The organism is Vaginisenegalia massiliensis, from assembly GCF_900604935.1.
Lineage (GTDB): Bacteria > Bacillota > Bacilli > Lactobacillales > Aerococcaceae > Vaginisenegalia > Vaginisenegalia massiliensis.
Genome location: NZ_UWPC01000002.1, coordinates 141,344 through 163,614, shown reverse-complemented (window position 1 = coordinate 163,614; position 22,271 = coordinate 141,344). Strand labels below are relative to the sequence as shown.

At 40.2% G+C, this 22,271-nt stretch carries 20 protein-coding genes; 2 read left to right on the top strand and 18 right to left on the bottom strand.

All coding sequences use genetic code 11. The features are described 5' to 3' along the window. Positions 1-15 precede the first annotated feature (15 nt). The 15 genes from rsmB to EIH20_RS01745 form a co-directional block, all read right to left on the bottom strand. On the bottom strand, positions 16-1,386 hold the full coding sequence (gene rsmB / locus EIH20_RS01815) for a 16S rRNA (cytosine(967)-C(5))-methyltransferase RsmB (protein WP_124057654.1): 1,371 nt from the start codon (positions 1,384-1,386) through the stop codon (positions 16-18). An 11-nt stretch (positions 1,387-1,397) separates the two neighbouring features. Further along, a complete protein-coding gene (gene fmt, locus EIH20_RS01810) occupies positions 1,398-2,366 on the bottom strand; it encodes a methionyl-tRNA formyltransferase (protein WP_124057653.1) in 969 nt (322 codons plus the stop codon). Between the two features lie 11 nt (positions 2,367-2,377). Further along, positions 2,378-4,792, bottom strand: a complete 2,415-nt coding sequence (priA, locus tag EIH20_RS01805; RefSeq protein WP_124057652.1) for a primosomal protein N' — start codon at positions 4,790-4,792, stop codon at positions 2,378-2,380. Between the two features lie 117 nt (positions 4,793-4,909). After that, complete coding sequence (gene rpoZ, locus EIH20_RS01800; RefSeq protein ID WP_124057651.1) at positions 4,910-5,104, bottom strand: DNA-directed RNA polymerase subunit omega; 195 nt, start codon at positions 5,102-5,104, stop codon at positions 4,910-4,912. After that, the gene (gmk, locus tag EIH20_RS01795; RefSeq protein ID WP_124057650.1) at positions 5,104-5,742 is read right to left on the bottom strand and encodes a guanylate kinase; all 639 of its coding nucleotides are present in this window, start codon (positions 5,740-5,742) and stop codon (positions 5,104-5,106) included. The genes rpoZ and gmk overlap by 1 nt, the downstream gene beginning before the upstream one ends. Positions 5,743-5,854: 112 nt before the next feature. Beyond that, positions 5,855-6,949 carry an LCP family glycopolymer transferase gene (locus EIH20_RS01790; RefSeq protein ID WP_124057649.1) on the bottom strand — a complete coding sequence of 365 codons (1,095 nt, stop codon included), beginning with the start codon at positions 6,947-6,949 and terminating at the stop codon, positions 5,855-5,857. Between the two features lie 356 nt (positions 6,950-7,305). Then, positions 7,306-7,938 (bottom strand): V-type ATP synthase subunit D, encoded by a 633-nt coding sequence (locus EIH20_RS01785; protein ID WP_124057648.1) that lies wholly within the window; start codon positions 7,936-7,938, stop codon positions 7,306-7,308. Between the two features lie 2 nt (positions 7,939-7,940). Further along, positions 7,941-9,326 carry a V-type ATP synthase subunit B gene (locus EIH20_RS01780; protein ID WP_124057647.1) on the bottom strand — a complete coding sequence of 462 codons (1,386 nt, stop codon included), beginning with the start codon at positions 9,324-9,326 and terminating at the stop codon, positions 7,941-7,943. Beyond that, complete coding sequence (locus tag EIH20_RS01775) at positions 9,313-11,103, bottom strand: V-type ATP synthase subunit A (RefSeq protein WP_124057646.1); 1,791 nt, start codon at positions 11,101-11,103, stop codon at positions 9,313-9,315. Before EIH20_RS01775 ends, EIH20_RS01780 begins: the two co-directional genes overlap by 14 nt. A gap of 17 nt (positions 11,104-11,120) precedes the next feature. After that, the gene (locus tag EIH20_RS01770) at positions 11,121-11,441 is read right to left on the bottom strand and encodes a V-type ATP synthase subunit F (RefSeq protein WP_124057645.1); all 321 of its coding nucleotides are present in this window, start codon (positions 11,439-11,441) and stop codon (positions 11,121-11,123) included. After that, positions 11,428-12,441, bottom strand: a complete 1,014-nt coding sequence (locus EIH20_RS01765; protein WP_124057644.1) for a V-type ATPase subunit — start codon at positions 12,439-12,441, stop codon at positions 11,428-11,430. Before EIH20_RS01765 ends, EIH20_RS01770 begins: the two co-directional genes overlap by 14 nt. 14 nt (positions 12,442-12,455) lie before the next feature. Next, on the bottom strand, positions 12,456-13,028 hold the full coding sequence (locus tag EIH20_RS01760; RefSeq protein ID WP_124057643.1) for a hypothetical protein: 573 nt from the start codon (positions 13,026-13,028) through the stop codon (positions 12,456-12,458). A 15-nt stretch (positions 13,029-13,043) separates the two neighbouring features. Further along, positions 13,044-13,523, bottom strand: coding sequence for a V-type ATP synthase subunit K (locus EIH20_RS01755; RefSeq protein WP_124057642.1), 480 nt, complete (start codon positions 13,521-13,523; stop codon positions 13,044-13,046). 4 nt (positions 13,524-13,527) lie between these two features. After that, complete coding sequence (locus EIH20_RS01750; protein ID WP_124057641.1) at positions 13,528-15,531, bottom strand: V-type ATP synthase subunit I; 2,004 nt, start codon at positions 15,529-15,531, stop codon at positions 13,528-13,530. Next, entirely contained in the window at positions 15,521-15,844 is a 324-nt protein-coding gene (locus EIH20_RS01745; RefSeq protein WP_124057640.1) for a hypothetical protein, read from the bottom strand. The genes EIH20_RS01750 and EIH20_RS01745 overlap by 11 nt, the downstream gene beginning before the upstream one ends. A gap of 306 nt (positions 15,845-16,150) precedes the next feature. Between EIH20_RS01745 and EIH20_RS01740 the strand changes: the two genes are divergently transcribed. Together EIH20_RS01740 and EIH20_RS01735 are read left to right on the top strand one after the other, a co-directional pair. Continuing rightward, positions 16,151-16,846, top strand: coding sequence for a helix-turn-helix transcriptional regulator (locus tag EIH20_RS01740; protein ID WP_124057639.1), 696 nt, complete (start codon positions 16,151-16,153; stop codon positions 16,844-16,846). A 192-nt stretch (positions 16,847-17,038) separates the two neighbouring features. Beyond that, the gene (locus EIH20_RS01735) at positions 17,039-17,386 is read left to right on the top strand and encodes a hypothetical protein (protein WP_124057638.1); all 348 of its coding nucleotides are present in this window, start codon (positions 17,039-17,041) and stop codon (positions 17,384-17,386) included. 49 nt (positions 17,387-17,435) lie between these two features. Here the strand turns inward: EIH20_RS01735 and EIH20_RS01730 are convergent, their stop codons facing one another. The 3 genes from EIH20_RS01730 to pnp form a co-directional block, all read right to left on the bottom strand. Next, positions 17,436-18,035 carry an energy-coupled thiamine transporter ThiT gene (locus EIH20_RS01730; protein ID WP_164470837.1) on the bottom strand — a complete coding sequence of 200 codons (600 nt, stop codon included), beginning with the start codon at positions 18,033-18,035 and terminating at the stop codon, positions 17,436-17,438. Positions 18,036-18,046: 11 nt separating this feature from the next. Then, positions 18,047-19,729: a ribonuclease J gene (locus EIH20_RS01725; protein WP_124057636.1), complete on the bottom strand. Its 1,683-nt coding sequence runs from the start codon at positions 19,727-19,729 to the stop codon at positions 18,047-18,049. Positions 19,730-19,973: 244 nt separating this feature from the next. After that, positions 19,974-22,082, bottom strand: coding sequence for a polyribonucleotide nucleotidyltransferase (pnp, locus tag EIH20_RS01720; protein WP_124057635.1), 2,109 nt, complete (start codon positions 22,080-22,082; stop codon positions 19,974-19,976). Between the last annotated feature and the right edge of the window lie 189 nt (positions 22,083-22,271).

Genomic DNA, 22,271 nt, shown 5'->3' with positions numbered 1-22,271 from the left:
CACCTCAATAAGGGTTCATTTTTCTTTGATTAATCGACAGATAAAGAATCCATCGGTGTGATATTGATGAGGCCACATTCGAATCTGACCCTCTTCATTTAAACAACCCTTGGGGAGAATTTCCTCTTGTGTGATCGGTTCAATATTAAATTCAGGCTCTTCCTTTACAAAGTTAGCAATTAATTCTTCATTTTCTTCGCGAGTCAGAGTACAAGTTGAATAGATAATGCGTCCGCCCGGTTTTACAAATTGGGCTAGGTGACGCAATAAATCTTTTTGGATCGCAACTAAGGCTAAAACATCCTCATAGGATTTTTGATATTTTATTTCTGGTTTACGCCGCATCAAGCCTAATCCTGAACATGGCGCATCTATGTATATAATATCATAAAACACACCAGGCTGCGGCATAAATTTCCGCGCATCAATGGCTTGAAAGCTAAATTTATCCGCTAAAGATAATCGTTCTGCATGCTCTTTAACTTTTTGTAATTTCGCTGCTGAGAGATCTAAGGCTGTCACATAACCTTGAGAGTTTAGTAAAGAAGCAATATGGGTTGCCTTACCTCCTGGCGCTGAACAAGCATCAAGAATCTGTTCATCTCCTTGAATTTTCCCTAGGGGTGCCACCAGCATCGAGGATTCATCTTGGATTGTTAACCAGCCAGCCTCAAAAGCATGACTATTCACGACATTCTGGTTGACACAGCGAATAGCTGATGGAGAGATAGCCCCTTCTTCCACTACAAATCCTTCTAATTCTAAGGATCGTAAAATCGCCTCTTTTGTTGTGTGCCCAGTGTTTAAGCGAGCGGATACGATAGGATTCCACAGAAGACTTTCCAATACGGCCTTGGTTTTTTCGTGGGACTGGTGACAAGCTGTAAAGATTGTCTCAACAATCCATTCTTGGAGGCTATATAAAATAGCATAGCGTTTAATTGGATCATCAATGGCTAAAATATTACGTTGCCCCTGACGTTGGAGCGATCGCAAAACGGCATTTACAAAACCACCCAATTTATCATGGCCATTCCATTTAGCGATGCTCACGGCTTCATTGATAATAGCGTGTTCTGGTATCCGATCTAAATAAAACATCTGATAAGCTGATAGGCGCAACAATGAAGCGACCCAATCTTCCAATTTCTTGCCTCTGATTAAGTCAGCCAAATGATAATCCAATTGTTTCCGATATTGGATCGTTCCATAGACCAGTTGGACCAAGAGACGATTGTCCTGTTCGTTAAGTTCTGATTGATTCATAAAGCGATCAATTAATACATTTGAATATTCTGCTTGATATTCAACCTGATTTATAATTTTTAAAGCTTGCCAACGTACATTGCTAGCTAATTTTTTTGCCGCTATATTTTTTATCTTCATCTTTTCTTCCTTTAATTAGCTTGATCAGTGGCCGAACAAAACCGTTGACCAATCAAGTGCTGGCCTGATTGCGTCTTCAAATAGTCAGACAAGAGGGTTCTTTTTTTACCGCTTTCTTGCCATTCTAGAACAGCATAGAAGCTATCTTGACCACATTGAACAATAAGGGTTTGGTCTTTAATCGCTACAATCGTTCCGGGTAATTGACCCTGTGCGTCACGATAATGTACGGGATGTCCTTGCCAAATTTTTACCCGTTCCTGATTCAAATAGGTATGAGTTGAAGGAAACGGACAAAAAGCACGCACATGCCGATCGACTGCTTGGGCTGATAATTGCCAATTAATTTCTTCTTGTTCCCGCGTAATGACAGGGGCAAAAGACACCTGTTCAGGGTCTTGACTCGTAGCCACGATTTGATTTTCGATAAAGCGCGGAAGGATATCTAACAAGAGCCGTCGGCCTAGTAAGGCTAGTTTGTCAAATAAATCTTGAACATTATCTGTCGCTTGAATTGGGATACTCCGTTGAGCCAACACATCACCGGCATCCATTTCATCGGTCATATACATTATTGAAACTCCTGTTTCACTTTCCCCTTGCCAGATTGCATAATGAATCGGCGCTCCTCCACGATATTTTGGGAGTAAGGAAGCATGGACATTAATCGCTTTACCATCGACTGCGGTTAATAAGCTATTGGGTACAAATTGACCATAGGCAGCCGTAATAATCATATCCGCATCCAAATCAATTAAAGTCTGCAAATCAGGTGATTGACTTAATTTTTCGGGTTGGTAAACCGGGATACCTTTACTTTGCGCCAGAACTTTTACCGGTGGTGGTGTGAGCACCCTTTTACGTCCAACCGGACGATCTGGCTGGGTAACGACTGCTACTACCTGATAGTCGCTTGCCAGTAGACCCTCTAATATTTCAACAGCAAAATAAGGTGTTCCCATAAAGATGATATCCGTCATTGTCATCCTCCTTAAATTATAAATAGCGGTTCGTGGTCTATAGTTAAATAGACGCCTTGTTTAGCCAGCTGTTGTCCTAGTGTCATCAAGTCCAGAATCTCCTCTTTAACAGCCACTTTATCTTTATATTTTAACATGATTTGAAAATAATACTTGTTATTAATTTTAGCTATCGCCGCTTGACTCGGTCCTAGGATAATAAGCCGGCCGGCTTTAGTTTCTATGCTATCACTTAATTTAGCTTTGAGATCATAAATAACACGATGAGCCAGAGCTTGCTTATTAGATGCGACACTGAGTTGAGTCGTAAAGAAATAAGGCGGATAATTGGCCGCGTGTCGCTGCTGCATCTCGCGATAAAAGAATTGCTCATAGTCCTGTGTTTTTGCCAATTGCATGACATAGTGATCTGGATTATAGGTTTGAATAATCACTTCCCCTTTCAAAGCTCCCCGACCTGTTCGTCCTGCGACTTGGGTTAGGAGTTGAAAGGTTTTCTCACTGGCTCTAAAGTCAGGTAGATTAAGAGAAGTATCAGCATTGATCACCCCTACTAAGGTCACTCGTTCAAAGTCTAAACCTTTAGCAATCATCTGCGTTCCTAAGAGAATATCAGCTTCTTGGCGACCAAAGGCTGATAACAAGTGTTCATGTTGCCCTTTACGCCGTGTCGTGTCGACATCCATCCGTAGTATGCGGGCTTGCGGGAAGAATTCAGACAGACTTTCGCTCACCTTCTGCGTTCCTAAACCAAAAGACCGTAGGTGATTCCCCTGACAGTGAGGACATTGGCTCGGAACAGGTGCTTGAAAATCACAGTAGTGACACTTCATCCGCTTATCTGCTTTATGGTAAGTTAAGGAAATATCACAGCGTGGGCACTGTAAGACAGATCCACACTCGCGACACATCATGTAGGATGCATAGCCGCGCCGATTTAAAAGTAAGACGACTTGTTCTTGCCGATCTAGTCGAGTTTGAATCGCCGCTAATAACTGTGGCGAAAAGATAGTTTGCTCTTGATTAGTAGCTACTTGAGTCATGTCCACAATCTCCACCGGTGGCAGAGCTTGCTGATTGACCCGTTGATCTAAGCGAATCAAATGGTAACGACCAACTTGAGCCCGAGCCCGGCTTTCCAATGAAGGTGTCGCTGACCCAAGAATGAGTGGACATGAGTGATAATGACTCCGCCACAAAGCTACTTCGCGTGCATGGTAACGCGGATTATCACTTTGTTTGTAAGTGGTTTCGTGCTCTTCATCCATAATAATTAAGCCTAAATTGGCGACGGGCGCAAAAATAGAAGACCTTGCCCCAACAACTATTTGTGCTTGGCCACGTGCAATTCTTCGCCATTCATCATATTTTTCAGCAGTCGATAGTCCTGAGTGTAGGACCGCCACTCCAGTCTGAAAACGCCCCTTAACTCGGTTGACCATTTGAGGAGTTAGAGCAATTTCAGGCACTAAAAGAATGGCCCCTTTGCCCATTTGCAAAGCTTGGGCCATTAATTGTAAGTAAATTTCTGTTTTGCCTGACCCCGTCACTCCTTCTAATAAAAACGTGTCTTCTCTGGCTTCTTGAACAGCAGGTAAAATACGTTGATAAGCTTCAGACTGAGCATCTTTTAGAGTTTTGATTGGTTGCAAAGGTACCGATTGTCCTTGGAACGGATCGCGATAAACGGCTTGTTCAAAACTTGTTAACCACCCCTTATCAATGGCAGTCATAATGGTTGCGCGACTAACCTGGCTAGCCTCCATTACCTGTTTTTGTGAGGCAGTAAGCGGTAAATTATTTTGACATAACCACTCAAGCAAACGTCGTTGTTGATGACTTCGTGCTGAAAGTTTAGTAAGAAGTTCTTGATATTGGCTAAGAGATAACGTCGTTTTAAGCATTTTAATGACCTTATTACTTGTCTGATCAATCAGTCGATAATCTAAACGAAGAATATCTTGGTCAAGCAATTCTTTAATTTCACCGACACTCAATTGATCCTCTAAATATACCTTGTCAAATTCATTAGCCTGGCCTAGTGCAGGATAACGCTCTTGCCACAAGTTCAGTTTCTGAACCGTAAAAAGAGTCAGATATTTTACTTTCAGCATGTTAGGCAACATGGTCTGTAAGATTGAAATTTGAAAGGCTTGTAAATCCTCCGCTAAAAAAGCACTCAATTCTATTAACTCCTGATTGAGAAAGGATTCATAATCTAACACTTGGCTGATGGGCTTTAGATTACCTGAATAGGTGCTTGTTTGTTCAATCCCAACCACAAAAGCCAGTAATTGACGCGTTCCGAAGGGAACTTTAACCCGAGAACCTAAAGCGATGAGGGATTGCCAAGATTCAGGAACAAGATAATCAAATGGCCGATTTACCTGTGAACTTGGAATATCGACAATAACTTTAACAATCATAGGATCCCTCCTTTAACTTAGCTATATTATAAGCTATTTTAACATGCTTGCGCCTGTATTAAACAAAGAAAAACTCTTTTGAAAATTGAATGCAATCTTCAAAAGAGTCTATTCAGCTTATTCTTCAATCTTTAAAAGGCCATCGGCTACTTCTTCTAAAGCTTTACCAACGGATTTTACAGATTGGTATTTATCTAATTGGTAGTTCTTATTCAACTGCATATCGTGTGAACGTTTGCTAGCTAAAACAATTAAACTGTACTTAGAAGGTACTTTTTCAATCAATTTGTCAATTGATGGATATAACATCATTATTCTTCATCTCCCTTTTGAAAGTAATTATGGATATCAGCATTAATTTGGTCGATGACACGGTCCACTTTTAAATGTTCGCTTAAAATAATGGAATTAATTTTAGCTACAGCTTGTTCAACTTGATCGTTCACCACAACATAATCATAATGTTGCATTAAGTTGATTTCTTCACGAGCCATTTGCATACGCTCGAAGATAATCGCATCATCGTCAGTTCCCCGACCACAAATTCGCGATTCAAGCTCTTGCAAACTAGGAGGCGCAAGAAAAATGAAGATACCCTCTGGCATGGCTTGACGAACTTTTAAAGCACCTTGGACTTCAATTTCAAGGAAAACATCATTACCTTTAGCTAAATTTTCTTCAATTCTTGCAATAGGTGTCCCATAATAATTGCCTACATACTCTGCATACTCTAACAAGGCATCAGTTTCAATTAGCTTCTCAAACTCTTCTCGCGAGACAAAATAATAGTCTTTACCATCAATTTCACCAGGCCGACTTTGCCGAGTTGTAGCTGAGACAGAGTAGACGTAATTAAACGGATTATTTTTAAATATGGCACTGCGAACTGTTCCTTTACCTACGCCTGATGGCCCAGATAGGACAATTAATAATCCTCTCGTTGCTACCATTTTCACTCTCCCTCACTTTATTTCCACTGATTTATATAGGCATTATCTTATCACACTATGGCATATCTTAAAAGTGATATTTAATATTCTAATACTATCTTAATCTAAAACCTTAGTTTAATTCCAATTCATTTTTCAATTGACTCTTGATCATATTCAATGATGATTCATCAATCAATTCAACTGAACCCGCTTCATTATTAGCCGTCGTTCCTTGTAATTGATAGGTCTCTAAATTATTAAGAGCCGAACGATAATTTTGGGCCATAGCCACAATTTCATCGAATGACATATCGGTAGTCACATTACCTTCTAAAGATTCTAAAACACCTTTATAACTTACTAAGGATTCAATATCAGAGGCTGATTTAAGGATGGCTTTAATTAATTCACGTTGTCGTTCTTGACGTCCATAGTCGCCACCAGTGTCATAACGGTTACGAGAATAAGCTAAGGCCATCGGTCCATCCATTCTCGTTTCTTGTCCGGCAACGAAACTATATTGATCTTGAGTAAATGATTCTGGTGGAATAACAGTTATCCCACCTACTGCATCAACAATTTGTTCAAATCCTTGCATATTAACACAAACTGTATAGTCAATCGGCACGTCAATTAATTCCTGAATGGTATTAACCGCCATAGAAGTGCCTCCGTAGGCATAAGCGGCATTAATTTTCTCAGTCGTTCCATGTCCAGCAATTTCAGTATACGTATCACGTGGAATCGATGTTAAGGTCGTACGATTCGTATTCGGATTGACCGTAGCGATCACAATCGTGTCTGACCGTCCTTGTTCTACGCGTCCTAGCTCACCCGTATCAATTCCTAATAATAAAACAGTAAACGGTTCTTTCCCCTTCTTAACGTCGACTTGCTTACCACGCAAATTCACTTGATCAGCAGAACGATCCATATGAAGGGAGTCAGTAATGGTCCGTTGTGCATCATTGAATACTAAATAGGCAAAGGCTCCCCCTGCCATTAAAAGCAAGATAAGTGGAACCAATATAAAGAAAAGACAGCCGCGCTTTTTTTTCTTACGGCGCTTATGTTTTTTCTTAGCTGGTTGCTCATCATATTCAACATATTCTGCTTCACGGAAAACGGGCTCTTGAATTGGAGCTGATTCCATTCGTTCTCTCTTAGATTTATTTTTGCCGAATTTTTCTCTGCGCGTCATGCGTGGAGTTTCGTTTTCAGTCACACTGATTCCCCCTATGTTTCATTAGAAAAAAGTTAATAATATATAAATAATACATTCTATATAATAGCAAATATTAACTCTAAACAGCAAGCTAATATCACAAAAGTCTTGATTCCTTCAAATATACACACATTAAAATAGAAAGGCGCACTAAACTAAAGCAAAACCTGTCACAAAAAAATCCGCAACCTGATTTCAGACTGACCTTTACCCAAAATATAATGAGATATAGGACGGATTCACTGGACAAAGTCACGACAATCAAGTAAATCCTTTTCATCAATCAAGTTACGGCATCTTTTAATTTGTTCGAAACTAGAAAATTGAACTATGTTTTAGCAAATAAGAAGTAGCGACTAGGCGCCACCCATATCTTTAACTTTCATTATTCGAATGACACTCGCCCGTTCGGCTTCTTCTAATTTCATTTCAATATAGTAAATGGTTTCTTCTAATTGTGGAATGATGCGATATTCTAATCCGTTCACCCGTCGACGGGTTTTTTCGATTTCATCAGCAAGTAACTGGCAAGTTTTTTCGATTTCCGCTAGGCGCAACATGTCGGCTAAAGCACCTTCATAAGCTTGAATCGATTGGTCCATCCTGCTATTGGAACTTAGATAAGAATAGGGAATTTCTGAGCCCGCATTATACTCGGTGATTTCGGTATGCATCTTAGGGACTCTTACTGACATTATATTGTCTACTCGAATACGTAAATCAACTTGCTTTGATGGAACAGCAAAGAGTTCCTGCACCATCGCATCATTTTCTGTTGATTTAGCTAAGACAAATTGTTGCATCCCCGCTACCAAATGATCTTCAACTTGCTTACGTAAATTATTATTTTCCCGGATTAAGGCGATAAATTGGCGCATCAATTCATCTTGTTTATCCTTAAGTAATTTGTGACCCCGAGTCGCAGTTGTCAAGCGCGCTTTAAGGTTGCTCAACTCCATCCGCGTCGGTTTAACGTTTAGACGAGTCATGCTTATCCCTCCTTATTAGGGAGATATTCATTGATCATGTCATCTTTAATCCGTTTTAATTCAGTCCGTGGCAAGATATTCAAGAGCTCCCAACCTAAGTCAAGCGTTTCTTGAATAGTACGGTTGGTATAGAAACCTTGGTTAATATACTCTTCCTCGAAACGATTGGTAAATTCTAAGTAAAGTTTATCGGTATCCGATAAAGCCGATTCACCGAGTACGACCGCTAATTCTTTAGCTTGTTTACCTTGCGCATAGGCCGCAAACAATTGGTTCATGGTTGGGGCATGGTCTTTCCGCGTCTTACCTTCACCAGAACCTTTATCCTTCAACCGGGATAAGGACGGCAACACATTAATCGGTGGACGATAACCTGAATTATACAACTCACGAGATAGAATAATTTGACCTTCGGTAATATAGCCGGTTAAGTCGGGAATTGGATGAGTAATATCGTCTTCTGGCATCGTTAAAATTGGAATTTGGGTGACTGATCCCGTCTTACCAATTAAACGCCCTGCCCGTTCATAAATCGTCGATAAGTTAGTGTAGAGGTAACCCGGATAACCCCGGCGTCCTGGCACTTCACGACGAGCAGCAGATACTTCCCGTAAAGCTTCACAATAGTTAGTCATGTCCGTCATAATAACTAAGACATGCATACCTTTTTCATAAGCTAAGTATTCAGCTGTTGTTAAAGCAATCTTAGGTGTCGCAATCCGTTCGATAGCTGGATCGTTAGCTAAGTTAATGAATAAAACGGACCGATCAATAGCTCCAGATTGTTTCAAATCATTCATAAAGAATTCAGCTTCTTCGAAAGTGATTCCCATAGCTGCGAAGACAACCGCGAACTTCTCATCCGAATTCAATACGGTCGCTTGACGAGCAATTTGCGCCGCTAATTCCTTGTGTGGTAAACCAGAACCAGAAAAAATCGGTAATTTTTGTCCACGAACTAAGGTATTGAGATGGTCAATAGCAGAGATTCCCGTCTGAATGAATTCATCCGGATAGTCCCTTGCCACGGGATTAATCGGCTGCCCATCGACATCTAAATATTTTTGGGCAATGATTTCCGGTCCTCCGTCTATTACTTTACCCATTCCATTAAAGATACGGCCAACCATATCTTCAGATACAGCAAGTTGAAGAGGACGACCTGTAAAGCGAACTTTGGTCTTTTCAAGGTTAATTCCTGAAGACCCTTCAAACAATTGAACCATAGCCCGGTCTTCTTGAACCTCTAAAACCTGACCTTGACGCACTTGACCATCGTGCATTTGAATTTCAACTAATTCGTTATATTGAACGCCCTCAACGTCTTCAACCATCATTAAGGGACCCACTACTTCACCAACGGTTCGATACTCTTTAATGACTGCCATGTGCTTCACCCCCATTGGCTAAAACAGTTTTCATTTGTTGATCAATTTGGCCATACAAGTCTTTGATTTGGCTTAAATTTTCTTCAGCAACGAACTTACTCCGGGCAATCTTATCGCGGAGTTCCACAGTGCCGTCAATGATTTCATTATAGTAAGCACCTAACTTAAGAGCTTCCATCGCTTGTTCTTCAAAATGTAAAATATTATTTAACATAGCTACTTGCTTAGTAAATGACGTATAAGTGTCCACTTCATCGAAAGCATTCTGTTGTAAGTAATCCTCACGGATCATCTTAGCCGCATTCATCGTCACCCGATCACGATCAGATAAAGAGTCAATACCGACTAAACGAACAATTTCGTCTAGTTCACTTTCTTTTTGCAGAATATTCATCGCACGAATCACTTTATCTGCCCATTCAATTTTTTCTTGTTGATTAATATATTGACCCACTTCATCCGAATATAGGGAATAAGAAGATAGCCAGTTAATCGATGGGAAGTGACGTTTTTGAGCAAGTTGAGCATCTAAGCCCCAGAAAACTTTAACAATACGTAAGGTATTTTGAGTAACAGGTTCTGAAGTATCTCCACCTGGCGGTGATACAGCCCCAATTGCCGTAATGGTCCCTTCTAAGCCTTCGCTACCTAATACTTCAACTCGACCTGACCGTTCATAATATTCTGCAATACGCGAACCTAAATAAGCTGGATAACCTTCATCACCCGGCATTTCTTCTAAACGACCCGACATTTCCCGCAAAGCCTCAGCCCAACGAGAAGTCGAATCCGCCATAATGGCCACTGAGTAGCCCATGTCACGGAAGTACTCAGCAATCGTAATCCCTGTATAAATCGACGCTTCCCGAGCAGCTACTGGCATATTAGATGTATTAGCGATTAACACCGTTCGTTCCATAATCGATTGGCCCGTATTCGGATCAATTAATTCAGGAAATTCATTCAGAACGTCGGTCATTTCGTTACCCCGTTCACCACAACCAACATAGACTACAATATCCACATTGGCAAACTTGGCGATTTGGTGTTGAACCACGGTTTTACCTGCACCGAAAGGTCCTGGTACAGCTGCTGCTCCCCCTTTAGTTACTGGGAAGAAGGTATCAATAACTCGTTGACCAGTTACTAGTGGTTCTTGAGGTGCTAATTTACGTTTAAATGGTCGTCCTTTACGAACAGGCCATAATTGCATTAACTTTCCTTGATAAACCTGGCCATCTTCAAGTTCTAACTCATAGGCTACCGCATCTACGGTAAAGTTTCCCGATTCAATTTTGGTTAATTTACCTTCAACGCCATTAGGAACCATAATCCGGTGCTCAACCACTGATGTTTCTTGCACCACTCCGACCACATCGCCGGTAGTAACCCAATCCCCAACTTGTTTACGAGCTTCGAAAGCCCACTCTTTTTGTCGATCAAGGACATCGACATTGGTCCCCCGAACTAAGAAATCACTCTGGGTAGCTGTCTTAAAGGTATCCAACGGCCGTTGAATTCCATCAAACATTTGCGAAATAATACCCGGTCCTAGTTCAACAGATAAAGGATGTCCTGTTGTTACGACAGGTTCTCCTGGTGCAATTCCTGATGTTTCTTCATAAACTTGAATGGAGGCCTTGTCTTGACGCATCTCGATGATTTCCCCAATCAGACCCAAATGGCCAACATGACAAATGTCTTGAATATTAGCCTCTTGCATACCAGATGCTACTACAAGGGGACCCGATACTTTAATAATTTTACCTTGACTCAATCCATTCCCTCCTTATCTTATAAAATATTTTGTCCAACCGCTTTTTCGACATTATCTTGCACGCGCTGTAAGCCTATCCCTAGGGATCCATGATGCGTCGGAATCAAGATTAAAGCCGGTGTTGGAACCGTATCATAATAGGCAATCGTTTCAGGTATTAATTGGGCATAATCTTCAGTCAAATAGATTATGCCATAGTCTTCTTTGGCTAGGCGATCAATGGTCGTCCGCGCTTCTTGGCCCGTCGTAACCGGATGAATCTGTAGGCCAACCAAACGGAATGGCAAGATAGCATCGCGATTGCCGACCACGCCTATTTTAAGCTCATGATTCGCCATAAACAGGTTTCATCCTTTCTATTAATTGGTCTTGACTTAAACTATTGGCCTTGCCGGTTAAAATCAAACGTAAATTGCTGACTTCCATCTCTTTACCATAAAGATAGCGTAAAAGCGGCATAGGCCCCATGCTATCGAGTTTAGAACGGTCCAACAAGGCTTGCAAGAAGCGATCACGAACTCGTTCTAGTTCACTAGCCGTTACAGTTGCTTGTTTCATTCGATTAATCGACTCATCAAATTGATGGCCAAAATCAATCAAGTTCATTGGACTAAACCAAGTGGCTAACAGATCATCTTGAACAAAACGGTTTAAGTCGGCCATCTCTTGTTGAGAACTATTTGACATCACTTTGTAGGTAAAAGAATTAGGTTTACCTTGTTCATTTGCGCGTTTGGCAGCAATGATATTATAAAAGTCAATCATGGCATTGACTAATTCACTAATAGGCGGATGGTCTATTGCCTGTTCAATCTTTCTTAAATGATGGAAATAAGCGTAATCCATTCCTAAATCAATGGCTTTTAGATCTCGATATTCTTGGTAATCCCGCCAAGCATCCTGAACTTCATCAACGAGAATTGGATCACAAGCTGATGATTGTAAAGACGAGACTAAATAGGTTAAATCTGCCATGTCATATGCTCCAATTGGAATGAGCAACGAAGACAAATCGAAATCAGTTGCCCGAGCTTTCAATAAGCATTTCAAATTATGGTAGGTGTATTTTAAAGCGAAAATATCCACTACCCTCTTATCAGGTGCCTCTTGATAAGCAAATTGATATTCTTGGGCTAATGCCGTCATTAAAGCTTTTTCAATTTGGTCGGGTTTACTTAAATCAGCCGCTGAAATATGATAGTTTGAATTAGCTAGTTGCAAGGATAATGTCTCATTGTCGCTCGCTGCTAACATCTGCTTCAACTGTTCACCCGTTAAGAAAGTTCGTTCTCTGACGCTAATTGAGGTGTTTACCTGTGAAAATTCACTAGCGTTCATATTCGTCCCCTCCTTTAGGCTTCTTCAAATACTTGATTGGCTAATTTCAAGCTTGTATCTTGTCGTGTATCATTAATTAAACTTTGATATAGATAGTTGTACTCGACTTTACCATCACTTAAGACAAATCCGGCTTGACCTTTAATCGGTTCCGGATTCACGCTTAAATGTGGATATCGACTTAAATCTATGTCAGTAAAGGCATCTTTTGTCTGCTCACCTAGGATTAAATCTAGGGGCTGATCTTTATATTGAGATATCACACGCTCAAAGAAGGCTATATGTTCTGAAGAACTCCACTCAGTCATCATCGTTAAAGCGCCCTCGAACAATTGGTTCAAGACTTCTTGTTTGCTTTTTAGCGAAGATTGACGCTCTTGATTCTTTAATTGTTGAAGTTGACGTTGATGTTGATTAGTGACTTCATTCAATTGATGTTGACGCCGATTAGCCCGTTCAGCAAGTAAGTCATGCTCTTGTTGTTGGAAAGCAAGTTCATGTTCTTTGACAGCTGCTGCTAATTTAGCTTGGCCTTGCTCACGAGCTTGCGCTAAAAGAGTTTCTTTTAAGGCATTTAAATCGCTCATGCTTACTGGTCCTTTCTATTTAATGGCTGCTTGTAACATGAAGGAAATAACAAAGGCTAAGATAGCGTAGGTTTCAACCATGGCTGCTAAGATAATCCCTTTGGTATTATGCTCTGGGCGTTTAGCCAAGATTTGTAAACCTGATAAGGCTACTTGACCTTGATATTTAGCTGACCACAAACCAACAAAACCAACTGGTAATGCAGCAAATAAGCACGCTAAGCCGTTATTTACTGTCATTTCAGGAGTAATTTTTAAGAATAATAAGAAACCAATTACGAAACCATATAAACCTTGCGTACCAGGTAGAAGTTGTAAGATTAAGGCTTGGGCGAATTTATCGGGTTCTTCTTTCAAGAGCGAAGCGGCTCCTTGTCCGACAATTCCTACACCCATAGCTGAACCGATTCCTGAAAAAGTCACAGCTACAGCAACACCTAACAAACCAAAGAATGCACCACCAAATTGTGAAAAATATCCTGCTAATTGTTCCATATTTTTATTCCTCCATCGCTTTATTTTGAATGACATTAATATATTTATCTGATGATCGAAGCGGAGAAAAGGCATGTCCGCCTCCTTCATAGAATTTACCAAAGAATTCGACAAACATTAACCGAGCTCCATGAACATAACCTGACAAGATTGATAGGAAGATGTTCAAGAGATGTAAAATAATAAAAAGAATAATCCCAAGAGTCAAACGTGGAATGGGCGGCAAGAATTGAATAATCATATTAAAGGCTGCCCCAATCGATCCACCGGATAAGCCTAAAGCCATCAATCGCGTATAGGATACAATATCCCCTACGTAGGAACTAATTCCATAAAGACTATATAAACCTGTCCCCAAGCCGATAGGTCCTTTTGCTTGAATCACTGACGCAATCAAGATGCCAATCGCATTTAAAATAGCTAACCATTTACCGATTGGACCCATAAAGCCATACTGTGGGAATTGCTTAGCTAACACTAATAAGAGAAGGCCTACAAGGATAAAAATCCAAGAGAACCCATCTAAATAGGCGGGAACATAGTCTTTGTGTTTTACTTTTTGGTAACCGTTCAGGAAGAGCCCTGTCAAGATTTGAATAAAACCGAAGGTAACCGAAAGGACTAGGACCGTTGTGACGTCTTTACTTGGGTCAATTAATTGAACCGGTAGCACTGTCCCAAAGAAGGAGCCATAAATTAAACCCCAAACCATAGTCGAAACACCTAAAATAGCAAAGAATCGAGCATATTTTTTAGCCTTAGCATCTAATTTAAAAAGCTTCAGAGCCAAGAGCGGTAAAAGAGTCATTAGAATACCATACCCTAAATCCGCCACCATCATCCCAAAGAAAGTAATGTAAAAAGGAGTTAAAAACGGCGTTGGATCTAATTCAGAATATTTAGGTAAGGCATACATTTCTGTCACCAATTCAAACGGTTCCACTAAAGGATGATTCTTCAATTTAATAGGAACTTGATCAGTCTGACTCTCTTCAACGGGAGTCAAACGAATAGTCACGGCTTCCTTAAATTGAGCTTGAATCGATTGGACAAAGGTTTGGCTTTCTGATTCTTCTATCCATCCTTCAACAGCTACTAGATGTTGAGTCCGCCCCACCATTTGTTTGACACTTTGGCGTGAGTATAAGTTGGTAACATACTCCACTTGCAATTTAAGTGCTTGCAAATCTTGTTGGGCTGCTTGTAATTGTCCCTCAATTTGTTTGACCTCTGCTTTAAGATCTTGACTACGTTGATCAATTTCTTTGACGCGTTGAGCAGGCAATATCGGTAAATCATACTTAAATAGCTCAAATTCATGATCTTGCAATTCTTTGAGCAAAGCATCGCTTTGACCGCCTCTAAAGAAAACAACTAAGCCATACTCTTTATCATCAACATAGATAACCTTGTGATCGAGGTCAGGATGTTCCTTAATGAATTTAATATAAGGATCCTCTTGCGTAGAAGGAACTTTACCAATCACAGCTTGAATATGTTTAAAATTCTTCAAGGCTTGAGGCGTCACATCAAGCGTCCGCCATTTTACTAAAATATCACGCTCTTCTTGCAAATGAACCTTCTCTTCAGCAAGATTTTGTAATTGTTTAGTGAGTTGATTGGCCTTTTCAACAATCGGCTCTTCATCGTAACTTAAACCATGGGCTTCAATTTGATCAAAGGAATAATCAGGCTTTCCTTGTTTTAGTTGTTGCCACATACTTGGTTTGGGTACATAGGCTTCGAATTGTTGAATAGCACTTTCAAGGCGACTCTGACGTTTAAGCAGATAATGCAAAGCCTCCTCATCAGTCAGTTCAATACCTTGGCGGTCATCTTTTTGCTTAATCCGTGGTTCTGCCAGAGTTTGATCTATGGCTTGCCATTCATCTTCTTGGGCCAAGTTCATCACTTGGACCCGTTCTAAGACTTGCACGGCTTTAAGCAGGGCTTCAAGATGGTCTTTAGGCGCAATCATGGTCACTTTCATCATCGGACTAATTGCCATATTTCTCTACCACCTCTTCCACTATTTGACGTATCAAATCTGCTTTGCGATCTGTTAAGGCCGCATCAATCTTTGCTTGATTGTCTGCGATGGTTTGATCCACCTTCATTTGCAAGTCCTGACGTTCTTGCTGATAGTTCACTTCTAAGTTTGCTACTTGCACTTGCGTTTCTTGATCATATTGGTCAGCGACCTTGGTCAATTTCTCTTGAATTGATGCTTGCGATGCTGCAATCTGTTGATCGTAATCTTGCAAAATGTGATTAACTTCTTCTTCAATTAATTGCATCTCATCTAATGTTGTATTGGCCATCGTTTCAACACCTCCTTGCAAATCAAAGTACTCCTTCAGTATAACAAAGTATGCCCTTTTCCAACAGTCAAACCCCTTGTTATTTTCAGTAGAAAGGAGTAAAGCTGACTAGCTTTTTAAATTAAATATTTAAAATAAATTATATACCTTTATATTCCCCATTCAATAATTTTCTGCAATATTCTAATAAATAAACTAGGTAAATTTAGCATAATGAAAAGGTTTGCTAAATTTTAAGTGATTTTTCTCTCATATTATGATAAATTGATTATAAATAACTGAAAATAATGAATGGAGGATCCTTCCATGGACAAATATCGTTTAGAGAATTACATAAATTTAACTAAATTTCTCGGTGCAACCTTGGGACCCAATTATGAGATTATTCTCCATATTTTAGAAGGCAACGAGTCTCATATTGCTTCCATCGTTAATAATCATATCAGTGGCCGGACGACGGATTCTCCACTCACCGGTTTCGCTTTAGAATTAATGCGTAACAAAGCTTATTACGACAATGACTATATTGCGAACTATAAAGCCAAGGTAAAAGGACACGATGCTATTTTAGGATCTACCTTTTACTTAAAAGATGAAGAAGGCAACTTAGAAGGAATGCTTTGTATTAACAATGACTATTCAAAATATCAGCAACTTTCTAAAGACATCATGAACTTAATTAATTCTCAAGCTCCAGTGACAAGTAGCGGACCAGGTGAAATTCCTCAATTCCATACTGAAGGTCAAGCGGAAGGCGAAGAAGAGTTTGTTGAAATTTTATCGAATAGTATGAAAGATATTATCGGCGAAGTAATCGATCCCGATATTCTTGAAGGAACCCTTAGTTTAAGCCAAGAAGCTAAAATAGATATCGTTGAAAAACTAGAACGTAAAGGTATCTTCCAATTAAAAGGGGCCGTATCCCAAGTAGCCGAAATGTTAAACGTATCTGAACCAAGTATCTACCGTTACTTAAAGATTGTTAATAAACGAAACAAATAAAATTTATCCAATTCAAATCAAATTTTTATTTACGCAGTTTCTTTGCCCTAGCTTATGCTAGGGCTTTTTTGTGCTTATCAAAAAAATTTGAATTCACTTGTTGACAAACGGAACATTTGTTCGTATACTATAAACACAAACAGATGTTCGCCTGTAATAATATATACTCATTATATAAAGGAGCTTGATCATATGGAATTGCCTGTTAACTTTTCTTCCTCTAATCGCCTTGTCAAACATATTCATCATGCCTTCAAACCCTTCTTTCAAGAGGAGGAAGAAAGTAAAGTTCAACGCTTCATCATGCCCCTTCATCAAGTTGAGCAAAAACTTCATCACCACTATGTTTCTCAAAAGCCTTTAAAAATTTGTTTTGAATTCTATGAAGATGATAATCAGATTCAACAATCTCATCGGCTTGTCACCGTCGTTTCTACTGTTCAAGCTGATCGACGCATTGCGGTAAAAGAGCTAGACTCTAACCGCCATTATTTACTTTTGTTAGACCAAATACTAAGTGTATCTGCCAATATTGCTTAGTATCTAAAAAGAATAGCCAACCCGTCCTATCCGGGTTGGCTATTCTTTTTTAATCATTTAATAAAGAAGACGTTTCACGTCGTGATAAGTATTTACTGCGTTTAGGTATTAATAAACTCGCTTTAGCTTTAGCCATCATACATAAGATTAGCGTCCCTATAACAAAAGACAGACCCATCTGGATCCATAAATTAGGATCTGACCAATTGAAGGCTTCCGTTTGAGCGAGTGATAAGCGGCTAATGGGGCCTTTAACTACTCCTGCTAAAAGACTTGCCAAGAACGAACCTGTTCCGATATTCAAGAATGTGGATGAATAACGACGGTTATTCAGCGTCTTTTGCGTATATTTAGCAAAGAGACCTGCCACTCCCGCCAACATGAGCGGAAGGATGGTGCTAATCACCCAAATTTGCCAATGAGTGGCCTGTCCTTGAAATAACCCTACCACTAGACCCGATAGTCCTCCTAGGAAGACACCAGTAGCCCAACCATGGCGGAGGGCCACCCAGATAACGGGTAGAATAGAAATTAACCCTAGATAATTGGACACGTGCTTATCAGCAAGTTGAGTCACATATGACAGTATCACTACACAGAAAAGACTTATTACAATATCAATCATCAAACGTTTGCTTCTAGCATTCATCGACATTCCTCCTATTGTTCTTGGGGTTTGTAGTTAGAAGCCTCCATGATAATCGGCAATACTACAGGACGTCGTTTGGTTTCTTTGAACAAATATTTTCCAATCTGTTCACGTAAATCAGCTTTTAGTTCAGACCAATCAAAGGCATCACTCGCCAAATGTTTTTCAAGAACTTCTAAGGTCATGTCCGAGCAAGCTTCAATTAAGTCAGTCGAAGCTTTCATATAAACAAAACCACGTGATGTAATTTGCGGTCCCACTAAGACGGTCTTTAAACGACGTGAAATCGTTGCGACCACCACGAAAATACCATCTTCACTTAAGATGCGGCGATCACGTAAAACAACATTACCGATATCACCCACACCAATACCATCAACAAGCACATTGCCGGCAACAACTTTATTAGTCATCGTCATTTGACCTTTATGATAATCAATCACATCACCTAAGGCTGGTAAAAAGATCTGATCCGCTTGGTAGCCCACTTGACTAGCTAATTCAGCATGGGCTGCTAGCATACGATATTCCCCATTGACAGGAATAAAGTATTTAGGCTTCATAAAGTTCAGCATTAATTTCAAATCATGAGGCGTTCCGTGACCCGATGTTTTATAGTTATCGGTAATGGTTTGAACCGAAGCCCCTACCCGATAAATCATATCCTTAGTGCGGGCCATGGTTGTTTCCATGGCAATCGATGGAGTAGAAGCAAAGAGAACCAAGTCCCCTTCTTTCAAAGCTACTTGTGGATGACGGTTAGTCGCCATCAATTGTAAACTCTTAATCGGTTCACCAGTATTACCTGTCTCTAAAACGATGACTTTATCATCTGCCATTGTCTTCAATTTGGCAATATCGCCAATGACATTCTTACTAGGTATGCGAATCTTATCAAGTTTGATGGCCGTGTCAACAATATCATATAGCTCTTCACCAGCGATAAAAATAGTTCGACCAGAAGCATGAGCTGCATCAAGGACTTGTTGGATACGAATAATATTTGAACCCACACAAGCTACAATAATTCGGCCTTCTGCATTACGGAATATTTCAGTCATATCTTCGGAAATCTTCAAGTCACTCACATTTTCTACGGGACTTTCCGCTTCAGCAGAATCACTTAATAATGCTAAGACACCCGCTTCACCAATATCGGTTAAACGACCAAAATCCGTTTGATATAAATCATTGGAACTTGGATCAAACTTAAAGTCACCTGTATAGACGATGGCTCCTTTACTGGTATTCAAAACAATACCGACGGAATCAGGAATGGTATGGGTCGTTTTGAAGAAACTTACCGTAACATTATCAAACTCAATTTCAGTTTCTTCATCAATTTTGTAGAAATTCTCTAAGCGGTCTTCCAAGCCTTGTGACTTAGCCGAGATACTAGCTAATTGAATGGTCAATTCTGTACCAAAAACGGGTACATCTACTAACTCTAACAAATAAGGTAAAGCTCCGACTGCATCTGCATGTCCATGGGTTAAGAAAATACCCACTACTCGCTCAGCATTCTCTTCTAAATAAGAAAAATCAGGAATGACAACATCAATACCTAATAATTCATCTTCGGGAAAGACTAAACCACAATCCAAAACAAAGATTGACTCATCAACCTCTACTACAAACAAATTTTTGCCGTTTTCACGGACACCCCCTAAAGGGATAATCTTTATATCAGTCATTTTACACCTCAATTTAATCTCTTGTCGCTTGATATCGACATATTCTCTGATATTATAGCATAGTTTCCCTCTAATAAAAAACCAGAGTTCTTCGTCCTTGTCCTAGTTTAAGCTTAAACCATTAATACAATAAAGTAATCATTTTCAGGTTACTGAAAGATTCTTTGCGGGCCATTTCTAACAACAAAGACCGTTTTGCTTTTGCAAAACGGTCTTTCTACACTTAGACACTTATCGTTCAATCTTAAGCTTGTTCTTTTTCAATAAGAGCTTTGCGTGATAAGTTAATCCGCCCTTGTTTGTCAATCTCAATCACTTTGACTTGGACTTTATCGCCTAATTTCAGAACATCTTCCACCTGGTTAACCCGGCGGTGTTCCAACTCAGAAATATGCACTAGGCCATCTTTACCTGGTAAAATTTCTACGAACGCGCCAAATTTTTCAATTCGTTTCACAACGCCTTCATATACTTCGCCAACCTTAGCTTCTTTAACTAAAGCTTCAATCATCGCTTTGGCTTTGTCAATCATGACTTGATCTGTTGAAGCGATGCTTACGATACCTGTTTGGTCAATGTCAATCTTCACACCTGTTTGGTCAATGATTGAGTTGATAGTTTCCCCACCACGGCCAATGACTACTTTGATTTTCTCTGGATCAATCATAATAAGGTCGATTTTCGGTGCATATGGGCTTAACTCTTTGCGAGGTTCAGGTAAGACATCGGTAATGACTTTAAGGATTTCAAGACGTGCTTTTTGCGCTTGATCCAAAGCTTCAGTCAAGATAGCTTCCGTAATTCCTTGAATCTTAATGTCCATTTGTAAAGCCGTAATCCCTTCAGTGGTCCCCGCTACTTTAAAGTCCATATCCCCTAGATGGTCTTCTAGACCTTGAATATCGGTTAATACAGTATAGTCTAGGCCTTCCATCACTAAGCCCATAGCGATACCGGCTACAGGAGCCTTAATTGGCACACCTGCATCCATCAAGGCCAAAGTTCCTGCACAGATAGAAGCTTGCGAAGACGAACCATTCGATTCCAAAACTTCGGAAACTAAACGAATCATATATGGGAAATCTTCTGGAGATGGAATAACTTGTTTTAAAGCCCGTTCGCCAAGCGCTCCATGACCAATCTCACGGCGACCTGGACTTCCTACCCGTCCAGTTTCACCAACAGAGAAGTTAGGGAAATTGTAATGATGAATAAAGCGTTTCTTGTCTTCGCTACCTAAGCCATCAATCACTTGATATTCGCCTAAAGGAGCTAAAGTTGCTGCGGTCAAGGCTTGGGTTTGTCCACGAGTGAATAAACCAGAACCATGAACCCGTGGAAGTAAACCAGCCTCCGCATCTAATGGCCGAATCTCATCGATTTTACGACCATCAGGACGCACACGTTCCTTGGTAATTAAACGACGGACTTCATCTTTCTCTAAATCATGTAAAGCTGCTGAAACATCTTTAAGGAAAGCTTCTTTCTCTGCTTCATCTTGGAATTTTTCTTCAAAGTAGGTCATCGCTTCAGCCATCACTTCTTCAACCGCCGCTTCACGAGCCTTTTTCTCAACTGTTTGAATAGCTGTTACCATCTTCATCTTGTATAGTTCTTGCACTTGAGCTTGAATTTCAGGACGGATGGCAGCAATGGTTAATTCGAATTTTTCTTTACCGACGGCAGCAACTACTTCGTTTTGGAATGCCACTAATTCTTTAATCGCTTCATGCCCAAATAATAAAGCTTCCAACATATCTTTTTCAGACACTTCTTTAGCCGAAGACTCAACCATGTTGATGGCTGTTGCCGTACCCGCTACAGTTAATTCAATATCGGTTAACTCCATTTGTTCTTCGCTCGGGTTGATGATTAACTGACCATCCACACGACCCACATTTACACCTGCAACTGGACCATCAAAAGGAATATCTGAAACGGCTAAAGCCAATGAAGCCCCTAACATAGCTGCCATTTCAGGTGAATTATTAGGATCAACCGAAAGAACCGTATTGGTTACTTGAATTTCATTTCGAACTCCCTCAGGGAACATCGGACGTAATGGTCGGTCAATTAAACGGCTAGTTAATGTCGCATTCTCAGACGGACGCCCTTCTCGCTTAATAAAACCACCAGGAACTTTTCCTACCGCGTACATTTTCTCTACATAATGCACTGTTAACGGGAAGAAATCACCTGTTGTTGGATTTTTTGAGGCAACAGCAGCTGATAATACAACGGTATCCCCATAACGTACCAAGACCGCACCATTGGCTTGCTTAGCTAATTGGCCAATCTCAACTGATAAAGGACGACCACCTAAAGTCGTCGAAAAAACTTGCTTACTTGACATAAAAACGCTCCTTTTATCATTAAATTCACGGAGTACTACTAAACAAATATCAACCAACAAAGTGATAACGTGCGGTTAGCTTCGAATCACTTCTCCAAAAGACGTAAAGCAAGCAAACGCTTGGTGCGTACTTTTGGAAAGTGGAGGTTGAAGCTGCACGTTAGAACTGGACTCCAAACAAAGTGAGGA